Below are 12,808 nucleotides of genomic sequence, written 5' to 3' on the forward strand. Positions count from 1 at the left end.
TCCTTGGCTGAATATATTTGGGCATTGGACACCTCGTCAGTTTGACTTTGGTGTCCGTTAAAGCGGGGGAGGATCACGTTCCGACAACCTGCGCTTGTTATGTTTTTGGCTCATAGCTAACTAAATACAATTTAGCCCCAATTTCGATGTCACCTTTTTTAACATCACGATTCACGCTGAAAGGAGCATGATTCATGGGCTTGCCTCGGTTTACCATTTCAATTCCTTTTAATGTAGCTGAAACAACCCGGCCACTTGGATTATGAAACTCTAGCTGAGCCCCATTGCCGATTACAGGCTCGAAAGTGTAGGGAATGCCAGGAACAATGACACAACCCCTGCTACTTATCTCAAAAACGTCCTCTACCTCTTCGATAAATTTCATGGCCTACCTCGAAACATAACAGCTTATTCATGTGCGTGCCTGATATTCTGGCGAGCGTCTTTCGAACTTAGTCATGTAACTAACTGATTTCATTTAGAAACCTTCCTTAGCAAGATCATTCCCTTCCAGAAAAGCGTGCGTGCACACTATTTTGGCTGCGACGCGCCTACTATCTTGTAAACCACGTACGTAAGCCACTGATTTCTTTAGTGTTTAAAATATCACCGGAGAGGAATACGGGCAAGCCTGAAAGCAAAGTGTGGCTGCTTTAAGGCCTTTTCGTGAATCATACTGGTTATAATGACAGTGTGTCTTTACCTGGTAGATATTGGTCGATATGGCCACTAAAGAGCCATAAAAAAGCCGCTGATAACCGGTATCCTATCCAGTTTTTCAGCGGCTTTTTAACCTTAGATTGATTGCGATTAAGCCTGCTTAGCAGTCGCTTTCTCTGCTCGCATTTTTTCAACCAAACCATTCGCCTGTTTACAGGCCATTCCATACACAGACAACTGAGGGTTAGCACCAATACTGGTTGGGAAGGCTGAGCCATCAAACACCCACAGGTTATCCAGGTAGTGGTATTTGCCTTCAGAATTGACCACGCAGGTTTCCAGATCTTCTCCCATACATAAGCCACCCATTACGTGAGCGGAGCCAGCAGTAAAGGCGTTAAGGCGAAATTCTAACTTGGGAATGCCTTCTTTGGCTTCTTCCCAGCTGGTGTACCACGGTGAATCGAGATGAGAAGCGCGAACGGCTTTCGCTCCGGCAGCAAACTCAATTTCTGCCATTTTCAGGAAGGCACGTTGGAAGCCATCCCACAAATAGTCGTTTACTTCGTAATTAACCACGGGGGAGCCGTCAGAAGCCAGTTCAATTTCACCACCCTGGCTTTCTTCGTTAAAGCCATCGCGCAGCAGTGCAATCATGGAGTGGGTATTTGGCAGGTCCTGCATGTCTTCAAAGTGGCGCGCACCGTGACCCAACATCAGTACAGAAACCAGGCCCGGTTGCAGTGGTGGTACTTCTAATTTGTAGCCCACCGGGCCATCAACGGTTTCCCATTGGTATTCGTCGGAATAGATTGATTGCGGCGCACCGTAATATGGGTCGATGGTTTTATCGAATTTCGCAAAGTTAAATGCCACCGGATGCAGGAAGGTACGTTTACCAACGCGCTTTTTCGGATCTGGCGCGTTGGAGCGCATTAACAGTGCCGGGCCATTAATACCGCCACAGGCCATAATCACGTGCGGAGCGCGGGCAATTAATTTAGAGCCAGTCGGATTTTTATCGTTACCCAGTGCGGTAATCTCTACACCGGCAACCTTTTTACCGTCGAATAATAATTTTTCAGCGCGGGCGGAGTAGACCAGTTCCGATTCATTTTTTAACGCACCAGGGATAGTGGTAACCAGCATCGATTGTTTGGCGTTGGTTGGACAACCGGTACCGCAATAACCCAGATTCCAGCAGCCTGCTACGTTACGTGGAATGACTTTCCAATCAACGCCCAGTTTGGTTGCGCCTTCACTTAACACGGCATTATTCGGGTTTGGTGGAACCTGCCAGTCAGATACGTTTAAACGTTTTTCCATGCGTTCAAACCAGGGTGCCATTTCTTCCGGGCTGAAACCCTGGGTGGCGAATTTTTCGCCCCAGAAGTTGAGTGTTTCGTCCGGGGTTCTGAATGAGGAGGTCCAGTTAATAACCGTGGTTCCACCAACGCAGCGGCCCTGCAGAATCGACATGGCGCCATCTTTGGTCATGCGGCCGGCGCTTTCCTGATACAGGTCTCGGTAGGCTTCCCGCTCATCCATTTTAAAATCGTTGGTAGAGCGCAGCGGGCCTTCTTCCAGCATTAGCACTTTAAAGCCTGCCTCGGCGATAATTTCCGCACTGGTGCCACCGCCGGCACCGGTACCAATAATAATGACATCGGCTTCTAATAAGCTGCCATCTTGTAAGTCGGCGGCGTCGTGGACTTTCCAGCCATCGGCAATCCCTTCCAGCATCGGATCGCTAATGCCTGCTACCATTGGAATTGGAGGTGTTCTCTCAGTCATCTTACTTATCTCGGTAATTTTTTTATGAACAGCATTTTCACGGCGAGCGATCAAACAGGCATTGGGATTTTCTTGGGTGGTCCCGGGTAGCCAGAGAATCGGAACGACTCTGGCTGCGAGTACCAACAAATACACACAATTTTGCTCAGCGATGCATAGCCCATATTTTTAATGCCCATCATGCTGTTCTTCCAGGCATCGAGGAAAGACTCGATGTCTTGCGCAGATGCGTCTTTCCACCCACCCACCGGAGCGCCAACCACTAATCGTAATGGTGCAGAACTCATAATGGTAAAGAGTTGCGCCAGCTGAGCTTTGGAATGCTCACCCAGGGTATTAATTAACTCATCGACGGCTTTCACCAGACGAACATTGGCTTCTTCTTCGGTAAGAGAAGCCGGGAAGCTGTTATTTAAAATGACCGGTGCGATGGCCTTAATAAATTCGGCATCGTCTTTGGTGAGAAAGATTAATCCCAGATCATTATCCGGTTGGCGCGAGCAACCGGTCATCAGTGCCACACTGGAGCCGACCGATAATGCGGCGGCACTGCTGGCACTGAGTTTCATAAAATCACGGCGTGAAACGTTTGATATCATTATTATTGCCTTTACAAGCAGTTTTTATCTGAACACAGCAGACCTCGTCTGCTGCATAAATATTTATCGAACAAATATTTTATAAATCATTTTCTGTATGGCGGTTCCATACGGTGGGTAAATAAATTTACCGCTGTTGTACTTACCTTTTTTGTGTACCGCTTTGGCTTTCGACAATGCGATAAAGCCTTCTTTGCCATGGTAATGACCCATTCCTGAGGGGCCAATGCCACCAAATGGCATATCGTCCTGCGCGATGTGCATCAGGGTATCGTTGATGGATACACCGCCAGCATGGGTATGGCTGAGAATTTTTTCCTGGGTGGTTTTGTCGTAACTGAACAAATACAAGGCTAACGGACGGTCGCGGTCATTAATGTAATCAATCGCTTCATCCAGCGATTGATAAGTAACGATGGGGAGTATCGGGCCGAACAGCTCTTCCTGCAGCACTTTCATATCGTCGTTACCATTTTCGACGATGTGCAATGGCATTTTCCGGGTGCCGGAGAAGGTTTCGCCTTTTGGGTTTACCACAGTAATTCTGGCGCCTTTTTCTTCGGCATCTTTTACCCACGCCTGTAACCGTTCGTGCTGGCGTTCGTTGACAATGGCGGTGTAATCATCATTGTCGCGCACACTCGGGTACATCTGAGCAAAAGTGGCTTGGTAGGTATCGATAAATGCCTGTTGCTTGCCTTCTGGCAACAAGATGTAATCCGGGGCAATGCAGGTCTGACCGGCGTTGAGCGATTTACCAAACGCAATACGTTCAACCGCATCCTTCATATGCATGTCGGGGGCGATAATCGTCGGTGATTTACCACCGAGTTCCAGTGTTACCGGTGTCAGATTTTTCGCGGCTGCGGCCATAACAATTTTACCGACGGCGGTGGAACCGGTGAAGATCAGATGATCCCAGGCCTGTTCAGAAAAAGCGGATGAGATTTCTACTTCCCCTTCAATCACTGCTACCTGGGTTTCATCGAACGCCTCGGCTAGCATGACTTTCAATGCCGTATTGGTTTTCGGGGTGAACTCCGACATTTTAATCATGGCGCGGTTACCCGCTGCCAGGGCGGTCATTAACGGAATCAACGCCAGCTGAATGGGGTAATTCCACGGCACCATAATGCCAATAACCCCCAACGGCTGGTAAATCAGCTGATTGGAAGACGGTGCGTGCAGCATGCCGACGTGACGTTTTTCCGGCTTCATCCAGCCGCGGATGCGCGTCTTGGCGTATTTGATGCTCTCTATGGTGGTTAATACTTCAGCGACTTTGGTTTCGTCGCGGGAGCGACAGCTGAAATCGGCATTTACAGCTTCTGCCAGATTGTCCTGATGCTTCAGCAGGGCGCTACGCAGGTGTTCCAACTGCTCAATGCGACGTTCAGCACTGGGCATGGGATCATTGCGGAACGCCTGCTTCTGCTGGCGGAATAGAGTGTGTAAACGTTCCAGTTCGGCGTGTGCCTCGTGGATATCAGTAACTGTAGCAACCATATCGGGCTCCCTGGCTAGCGCATTTTTTATTGTCTTTGGTCTAACTTGAGCATTGCAGTTTGCATTATTAGAGTTATTACTCTAAAACGTCAACAGGCAAACGCGCTTCTGGCCGCATAAGAGCTTAAATTGGCCGAATCAAACGCCCTGAAAGCGGTAAATGACCGGTAGGAACCCATTGCCTGGCCGGAAGTCACTGCAAGCGTGATATAGTCGCCCGCCGGCTCTGCCTGTTACCGTTGACGTGGTGCGGGTCGGGAGACGGTGAAGATCCTGATCAATGAGAGTGTGAATGAGTACAAAACAGCGAATTCTGGATACCGCCCTGAGCATGTTTAATGAGCACGGCGAACGATCGGTCACCACCAACCATATCGCTGCGCGGCTGGAAATCTCGCCGGGGAATCTCTATTACCATTTCAAAAATAAGCAGGCGATTATTTTCGAACTGTTTCTGGCCTATGAACAACGGGTTTCTGAGAACCTGCAGGTGCCGGAAGATCGCCAGCTGACCACCACGGATAAGCTTAACTACCTGAAAAACGTGTTTACCGGATTATGGGATTACCGTTTTATTCACCGTGATATGGAGCATCTGTTAAGTTCGGATGAGACGTTACGGGCGCGTTACCGGGATTTCTTTCAGGTATGTCAGCAACAGGTGCGTAAAATTTACCGCGGTTTGGGGGCGGCAGGTATGATCACCGTCAGCGAAGATGATGTTGACGCACTGGCATTAAATACCTGGATTCTGGTGACCTCCTGGTTCTCTTTCCTGCGCTGTAATTTACTCACTGAAAGTCAGGACGAAATCTCGCAGCAGATGTTGTGGGGTGGGATTTATCAGGTATTTACTCTGGAACGACCGTATCTGACTGATGAATACCGTGAACAAATTGAAGAGTTGCAGCAGCAATTATCACCAAAACCAGATTGGTTGGTTGGATCTTAGTATCAGACCGGCTGCTATTTCAGCTGATGTTCAGGTTGCATTATTATTCTGATCGGCACGCGAACTGAGAGACCGAAGCCATGATACAGCGTTTGTTGATACCCGTTATTACGTTAAGCCTGACCGCTTGCGGCATTGCACCGATGGCAACACCAAACGGGGGAACGACTCTGGGGAAGGGCGTTCAGGAGCTTAGTGTTAATGCGATGCCAGCACCGTCGGTTAGCTTTGCATTCGGTGTACGTGATAACACGGACGTGGGGGCGGTAGTTGAACAGCAGATATCCAGTAATTACGGACTTTGGTTAAAGCACAGTGTGCTGAATAACCCTCAGGGTTTTTCGGCAGCCGGTTTCGCTGGTGTTTTTAAATCCGGCGATGGTGCTCACAGCCAGGGATTTTATCTGGGTCCGACGTTCAGCTATTCCACAGGTAAAACCGAGTTGTATTCGACCGTTCGCTATAACCGGGTTTATTGGGACGGAATTGATGACCTCAGTAGCACTGAACAAGATGATATCTGGTCAGATTTTAAAATTGATGATCAGACATTCTATTACTGGCAGACAGATGTTGGTGTGAATATAAACACCAGTGATCGGGTTCGTCTGGGGTTGGGGGCAACCTGCTTGTATATCGATGGCGATAGCAGCTGCAGCCCGATGATTGGCATGGGGCTGAAGCTGTAGTTCCGCAGAGTGGACTGCTGAGGCTGTCGAATGGTTGGGCTCGGCAGCTATTCTGCGCTTTGATCAGCCGAAGCGCTGTTGCAGGTAAGCGATGATATCTCCGGATTCGTACATCCAGACATCGTCTTTACCGGATTCCGAAATTCTCAGGCAGGGCACCTTTATCTGACCGCCTTGTTGCTCCAGCTCGGTACGTGACTGGGCGTCGTTCATTGCATCGCGTTTTTCGATATTCAGTCCCAGTTTGTGGATGGCGCGGCGGGTTTTAATGCAGAACGGGCAGGCTGTGAATTGGTACAGCGCCATATTGCGTGTCTCTGTATTGACGTTGGCCTGTTGCTCAGCCGATCGCTGCTGGCCTTTGCCACGGGTAACAACATCCACAGCTGCAATGCTGTAGCCCAGAGCATTACGAATTACTTTTAACAACATAATAAATTCACCAGCTGATTATAAATCGGGCGGCATTGTACCTTAGATTGGCAGCGGTCGATAAGGTTCCTGCGGTATTTCGGCTTGTCACTTTCGAGTGATACACACTCTGCGCATCAGAGCGTAATCACCCTGACCGCCAGAGCAATAAAAATAATACCGGTCAGTTTATTAATCGGTTGTGAATGATTGGCCAATGTCTGTAGCAGCCCCGCACGACTCAGAACCAGTGCCACCAGTGCGTACCAACAGCCGTCGATCAGGGTAACCGTCGCAATCATCAGCAGCTGGTCGGCCATACTGTCATTGGCCGAGATGAATTGTGAAAACAAGGCGAGAAAGAAGATGGCCAGTTTCGGATTGAGCAATGAAATCATTAACCCATCGCGTGCTGCCTGCAGATATTCGCTGCGTCCATTGGTGAGCGGCTGAATTTCATTGCTACCGGCTCGCAGCGCCTGAACGCCCATCCAGGCTAAATACGCAGCACCGGCATACGTCAGGATGCTGAACAGCAACGGCGATTCGTTCACCAGTACGCCCAAACCAAAGATGGTTAAAACGGCCCACAATCCAACGCCCATGGCATGGCTAGTGCCCGCAACCATGCCGTGTTTGGCATCGTTATTCATACTTTGCTTAAGTATCACGGCGAGGCTTGGGCCTGGTGTCAAAGCGCCTAATACACATATAGCGACCAGGGAAAGCCAGCTGGTTAACGTCATCGGTTTACTCGTTGATCTCTGTTCTGTATTCACATCAGCGATTCAGGGTCTGCATCGCTGATTGATTAAGTCGTACAGACGGCAGTTTAGAAGTTGTGCCAGAGACGCGGAAACAAAAGCTTGCGATACCCGTTATGAGTTTTTTGCATGGCAGAACAGATAGCACGGTGAATCGCATATAATGGCCAGAGTTTACCCGGTAGCGGGTTCTGATACAGAGTGATATGAGCCGTTTTAATCAACGAGAGTTTTACCGCAATGGCCCGGATCATCGTCAGGTTCTGGGTGGCGTGATTCCGGATTTTCTTACCATTCGTCAGCTGTTTGGCTTTCGCGGGGTGGATGTTGGTCGCTGGGTTTCTGTGAAAGAACAGGAAAAAGCTGCGGGTTTATTTTTCGACGCCTTGTGCGACTTAACTCAGATTCTGGCCGGGCCACAGGGATCGGCTTATCCAACCTCCAAAGTGCTGAAAATCCGCCGTGAACTGATCTCGCTACGTGGCACGCTGGGGTTGCAATATGGTACCGGCGGTCGTCCCGGTGTGTCGGCTCACTACTCGCCACTGCAGCGTAATTTTGCGCTGGCAAAAAACGCCGGGCCGGGCAGTATTGCCCATGAATGGTTTCATGCCTTTGATCATTATATCGCTGGAAAAATGTTTGAACCGGATAGCCTGAAACCAGACACGGACTTTGCGTCAAGGTTGTGGGTGGATGATCATGACATGATAACCCACCCCTTGAATCAGTTATTAGCCGCTTGTTATCAGGCGATTCTGATTCGTGAAGATGGCGAAACACCTTCCGATTTATTTCAAGCATCGGTTGCTGCAGACAAACAACAGAACAGTTTTTACTACAGTCAGCCGGAAGAAATTTGTGCCCGTGCTTTCGAAGCCTTCATTCAGGACTCATCGGTTAAAAATCACTTTCTGGTGAAAGGCAGTAAAGAATCGCCGGAAGCCAAAGCCGGGTTATATCCTCAGGGAGCGCAACGCTTGAGGATTAATCGTTGCTTCCAACAGTACTTTACGACGTTGAGTTATACCCTCAAAAACCAGTCCGTTCAGTAAGTCCCAAACGGCGAAATGGACATCCGGGATACAATCAAACAGTTTTCCGGGAGAAATTTTTAGTTTGGAGAGTAATCTGACAGCTTCATTTCTTCGGCGATGCACTCGCGCAACCAGGCGTGAGCCGGGTCTTTATCATGGAGTTCGTGCCAACACAGGTGATAGTGGTTTTCCGGCGCACGAATATCCAGTGGCCGGTAATCCAGTGCTAAATGCTGCATTGCGGTATCAGCGATGTGCTCCGGTAAAATCATCAGGCTATGATTACTCGCCACGACTGAAAATGCAGCGGAAAAATACGGGACTTCAAATAGCGTTCGGCGATTTAATCCCTGATCTTCCAGTGCTTTATCGATAAAGGAATCTTTATCGCCACCGCTGTTCAGGCGAACAAACGGGTAGTCGATCACATCAGTCAAAACCACGTGTTGATGTGTTGCTAATGGGTGGTCTTTTCTCATCAGGCAGACGGGCTTGTCGGCACCAAGGTAAATACTGCATAAACCTTCCGGTAAGACCGACAGCGTAGTAGACACCAGATCCATGGGTAAATGCCCCAGCTGAGTGATCTGTTCCGGCTTCCACACTTCATAAATCAGATCGATTCCCGGGGCCTCGCGTTGCAGGCGGTTGATGACTGCCGGAAAAATATATTGAGCAACGTAATCGGTGCAGGCAAAACTGAACCGGCGCTGGCAAGTCTCTGGTTTAAATTCTTCCTGTTTCAGGTTACCCACATCCGCAAGAATGGCATCCACTTTGGGTAACAGCTGCTTGGCGCGGGCACTGAGCAGGTAATCGTTTTGTTCACGTACCAGTAATGGATCACCAAAGTAGTCGCGCAGCTGGCTCAGCTGGCGACTCATGGCTGATTGGGTCAGGTGCAGGCGGTTGGCTGCCTGGGTAACGTTACGTTCTTCCAGCAATACCAACAGCGCACGGAGCAGATTAAGGTTGAGACGTTCCACGTTGCACTCTTTGAAACGGAGTTCGGTTGCTTAACCGTTTATTAATGCCTGAATCAGGGCCTGATTTTCCGGCGCTTTACCCACGGTAAAGCGCAGGCAGTTATTAAGCAGTGGGTGGCCACCGTCCAGGCATTTGATCAGGATTTTCTGTTGCTTCAGCGTAGCAAAGATCGCTTTTGCCTGTTGCCCGTGAGGACAACGTGCGAGGATAAAGTTGGCCTCAGAGGTGTGGGTTTCAAAACCCAGCTTGTTCAGCTCTTCATTCAGCCAGCTGCGTTGGGCTTTTAATTGCTGGCACTGATCAATCAGCACGTCATAGTGTTTCAGCGCGAACGCAGCCGATGCCTGAGTCAGAACATTAATGTTGTATGGCATGCGGATTTTATTAATTTCGTTTAGCCATTCCGGGCGACCAAATAACATGCCCAGGCGCAGGCCAGCCAGACCCACTTTGGAAAGTGTACGCATTACCAATACATTGTCATATTGATCCAACCAGTTCAGATGATTACGGCTGGAGAACGGCAGATACGCTTCGTCCAGAACGACCAGGCCATTGCTGGCTTTAACGATGGCGTGTAAATCGTCTTCTGCCCATAAATTACCGGTTGGGTTGTTTGGCTGGGCGAGGAAAATTAATTCTGGCTGCTGTTCGTTAATAGCCGACAGCATGGCGTCGATATCCAACGAAAAATCGGCATTTAATGGCACGCCGACATAATCGATACCAATAAAGGTAGCGATCATTTTGTACATTACAAAACCCGGTTCCGGCGCCAGAATTTTTGCACCAGGTTTGGCTACCGCCATGGCTAGTAACTGAATAATTTCATCAGAACCATTACCCAGCAAAATATCGTATTGCTCTGGTACCTGCATTACGTTGCGCAAGCCATCACACACTTCGGGCGCCGTTGGATGGGGATAACGGTTGAGGGCACATTCGGCGAGAATACCTTGCCACTCGTTGACCATGTCTCCGGGCCAGGTGAATGGATTCTCCATCGCATCCAGTTTAATCATGCCGCTGGCGTCGCCCACCGGATACGCCTGTAATGCACGAATTTCCGGGCGGATTAATTGTTCTACCTGATCTGTGATGGAGGCCATAATTGTCTCGAAGGTTTCTGATTCTGAAAAAAGATCGATGGTTATCTGAAGATCAACCGTCTATGGCGTGGATGCCATAACAGAGTCCGCAGGGATGTGTATACGGCGTGTTGAGCTGAGATACTGATCGATCTTTTTGAAATACGCAAAACAAGAAAGGAAATACGTTTAGCCGCCCACATCGCAAGGTGCGTCACTCAGCACATCCATGTTGCTGCTTTTAAAAGTACTGCCTTCCTTATTTATAAGCTCCGCAAAGCGGATAGCTGTTTTTTAATACGTACTATTTTTTAATTCGGTACTCGGCAGAGCGAGCGTGCGCTTCCAGGTGCTCGCCACGAGCCAGAACCGAAGCCACTTTGCCCAGTTCAGATGCACCGTCTGGAGAACACATAATTAACGACGAACGTTTCTGGAAGTCGTATACCCCCAGTGGCGAAGAGAACCGCGCAGTACCCGACGTTGGTAGTACGTGGTTCGGTCCGGCGCAATAATCACCCAGTGATTCCGATGTGTGACGACCCATAAAAATGGCGCCAGCATGACGAATACCCGGCAACAAGGCTTGTGGGTCTTCGACCGATAATTCCAGGTGCTCAGGAGCGATACGGTTAGTCACTTCCAGCGCTTCATCCATATCCGCCACTTTGATTAATGCCGCACGGCCAGCGAGAGAAGCCCGAATGATGTCGGCGCGCTGCATATCCGGCAGTAATTTATCGATGCTGGCTTTTACCTGATCGAGGAAATCGCCATCTGGAGAAACCAAAATCGACTGGGCATCTTCATCGTGTTCTGCCTGGGAGAATAAATCCATCGCAATCCAGTCAGGATCGGTTTTGCCATCGCATACCACCAGAATTTCCGATGGGCCTGCAATCATATCGATACCAACCGCACCAAAGACCTGGCGCTTAGCGGTCGCAACAAAAATATTGCCCGGACCAACAATTTTATCGACCTTGGGAACGGTTTCTGTGCCGTACGCTAACGCTGCAACGGCCTGCGCGCCCCCGACGGTAAATACGCGTGTTACGCCTGCGACAGCCGCAGCGGCTAAAACCAACTGGTTAACTTCACCACCCGGTGTTGGCACCACCATGATAATTTCCTGCACACCCGCCACGTGGGCAGGCAGCGCATTCATTAATACCGACGATGGGTAAGCCGCTTTACCGCCCGGTACGTAGATACCGACACGGTCCATCGGGGTTACTTTCTGCCCCAGCACGGTGCCATCAGCTTCGGTGTACTGCCAGGAATCTTGTTTTTGCTTCTCGTGATAAGCCGTTACCCGTTCTGCGGCTTTTAACAGCGCGCTGCGCTGATTCTCCGGCAGTGTATCCAGTGCTTGCTGCAGTTGTTGCTGATTTAACTCCAGTTCCGACATGCTGGTGGCATGCAGGTGATCAAAACGGTTGGAATATTCCACCACCGCCGCATCACCACGAGCTTTCACCTGGGTAAGAATATCAGTAACAATTTGCTGAACCTGGTGATCGGAGACTGCTTCCCAGGCGAGTAAGGCATCCATTTGCTCGGCAAAATCAGCCTGATCCGAGCTTAAACGACGAATATCAATGGCCATAAGGTGTACCTGAATAAATAGGGCCTCTGAACAATTCAGAGACCGAAAAGGGAATTAACCGGCGTTACGCTGACGCTCTACGGCTGCTGCCATCTGATCGATGATTGGCTGGATCTGAGCGTGTTTTACCTTCATTGCCGCGCGACCTGCAACCAGGCGCGAGCTGATGGGGGCAATCAGATCTCGTGCTTCCAGGCCATTGGCTTTCAGGGTGTTACCGGTATCAACAATATCAACGATCATATCGGCCAGATTCATAATCGGCGCCAGTTCCATTCCACCGTATAACTTGATGATATCCACCTGACGACCCTGCTCAGCAAAGTAGCGCTTAGCAACGTTGACGAACTTGGTCGCTACTTTTAAACGGCCTGCCGGCATCTCTGCCTCTTTAATGGCTGCTGTCATTAAACGACAGGTCGCGATGTTCAAATCCAGTGGTTCACACAAATTATCACTGCCGTATTCCATTAATACGTCTTTTCCGGCAATGCCCAGGTCGGCGGCACCGTATTCGACGTAGGTCGGTACGTCCACGGCGCGTTGTACGATCAGCTTGATATGATCATGGTTGGTATCGAAGATCAGCTTACGACTCTTTTTAATGTCCTCCACCGGATGAATACCCGCCTCTGCCAGCAGAGGTAAGGTGTCATCTAAAATACGGCCTTTGGAGAGGGCAATGGTTAGCGGTTGAGTCATCAGTTCTTCT

At 49.6% G+C, this 12,808-nt stretch carries 13 protein-coding genes; 3 read left to right on the forward strand and 10 right to left on the reverse strand.

The features are described from left to right. Positions 1–97: 97 nt before the first annotated feature. The 4 genes from MK185_11185 to MK185_11200 form a co-directional block, all read right to left on the reverse strand. Positions 98–385 (reverse strand): hypothetical protein, encoded by a 288-nt coding sequence (locus MK185_11185; GenBank protein ID MCH2041187.1) that lies wholly within the window; start codon positions 383–385, stop codon positions 98–100. Positions 386–810: 425 nt separating this feature from the next. Beyond that, positions 811–2,454 carry a GMC family oxidoreductase gene (locus MK185_11190; GenBank protein MCH2041188.1) on the reverse strand — a complete coding sequence of 548 codons (1,644 nt, stop codon included), beginning with the start codon at positions 2,452–2,454 and terminating at the stop codon, positions 811–813. 50 nt (positions 2,455–2,504) lie between these two features. Further along, positions 2,505–3,053 carry a twin-arginine translocation signal domain-containing protein gene (locus MK185_11195; protein ID MCH2041189.1) on the reverse strand — a complete coding sequence of 183 codons (549 nt, stop codon included), beginning with the start codon at positions 3,051–3,053 and terminating at the stop codon, positions 2,505–2,507. A 63-nt stretch (positions 3,054–3,116) separates the two neighbouring features. Continuing rightward, positions 3,117–4,559, reverse strand: coding sequence for a coniferyl aldehyde dehydrogenase (locus MK185_11200; protein ID MCH2041190.1), 1,443 nt, complete (start codon positions 4,557–4,559; stop codon positions 3,117–3,119). Between the two features lie 292 nt (positions 4,560–4,851). On the opposite strand from MK185_11200, the gene MK185_11205 reads away from it, so the two are divergent. Together MK185_11205 and MK185_11210 are read left to right on the forward strand one after the other, a co-directional pair. Further along, the gene (locus MK185_11205; protein ID MCH2041191.1) at positions 4,852–5,511 is read left to right on the forward strand and encodes a TetR/AcrR family transcriptional regulator; all 660 of its coding nucleotides are present in this window, start codon (positions 4,852–4,854) and stop codon (positions 5,509–5,511) included. 80 nt (positions 5,512–5,591) lie between these two features. Next, complete coding sequence (locus MK185_11210) at positions 5,592–6,200, forward strand: hypothetical protein (GenBank protein MCH2041192.1); 609 nt, start codon at positions 5,592–5,594, stop codon at positions 6,198–6,200. A 63-nt stretch (positions 6,201–6,263) separates the two neighbouring features. Here MK185_11210 and MK185_11215 read toward each other — a convergent pair whose 3' ends face one another. Together MK185_11215 and MK185_11220 are read right to left on the reverse strand one after the other, a co-directional pair. Continuing rightward, positions 6,264–6,632 (reverse strand): glutaredoxin, encoded by a 369-nt coding sequence (locus tag MK185_11215; protein MCH2041193.1) that lies wholly within the window; start codon positions 6,630–6,632, stop codon positions 6,264–6,266. A 116-nt stretch (positions 6,633–6,748) separates the two neighbouring features. After that, the gene (locus MK185_11220) at positions 6,749–7,357 is read right to left on the reverse strand and encodes a LysE family translocator (protein ID MCH2041194.1); all 609 of its coding nucleotides are present in this window, start codon (positions 7,355–7,357) and stop codon (positions 6,749–6,751) included. 224 nt (positions 7,358–7,581) lie between these two features. On the opposite strand from MK185_11220, the gene MK185_11225 reads away from it, so the two are divergent. Then, positions 7,582–8,430, forward strand: a complete 849-nt coding sequence (locus tag MK185_11225; GenBank protein MCH2041195.1) for a hypothetical protein — start codon at positions 7,582–7,584, stop codon at positions 8,428–8,430. Positions 8,431–8,489: 59 nt separating this feature from the next. On the opposite strand, the gene MK185_11230 is transcribed toward MK185_11225, so the two are convergent. The 4 genes from MK185_11230 to hisG all read right to left on the reverse strand — a co-directional run bounded on the left by MK185_11230 (position 8,490) and on the right by hisG (position 12,798). Beyond that, positions 8,490–9,398 (reverse strand): LysR family transcriptional regulator, encoded by a 909-nt coding sequence (locus MK185_11230; protein ID MCH2041196.1) that lies wholly within the window; start codon positions 9,396–9,398, stop codon positions 8,490–8,492. A gap of 30 nt (positions 9,399–9,428) precedes the next feature. Continuing rightward, the gene (hisC, locus tag MK185_11235) at positions 9,429–10,508 is read right to left on the reverse strand and encodes a histidinol-phosphate transaminase (GenBank protein MCH2041197.1); all 1,080 of its coding nucleotides are present in this window, start codon (positions 10,506–10,508) and stop codon (positions 9,429–9,431) included. A gap of 283 nt (positions 10,509–10,791) precedes the next feature. After that, positions 10,792–12,096 (reverse strand): histidinol dehydrogenase, encoded by a 1,305-nt coding sequence (gene hisD, locus MK185_11240; GenBank protein MCH2041198.1) that lies wholly within the window; start codon positions 12,094–12,096, stop codon positions 10,792–10,794. A 54-nt stretch (positions 12,097–12,150) separates the two neighbouring features. After that, entirely contained in the window at positions 12,151–12,798 is a 648-nt protein-coding gene (hisG, locus tag MK185_11245) for an ATP phosphoribosyltransferase (protein MCH2041199.1), read from the reverse strand. Positions 12,799–12,808: the final 10 nt, after the last annotated feature.

It is taken from the genome of Saccharospirillaceae bacterium (genome assembly GCA_022448365.1).
In the GTDB taxonomy this organism is placed as follows: domain Bacteria; phylum Pseudomonadota; class Gammaproteobacteria; order Pseudomonadales; family Oceanobacteraceae; genus Bacterioplanoides.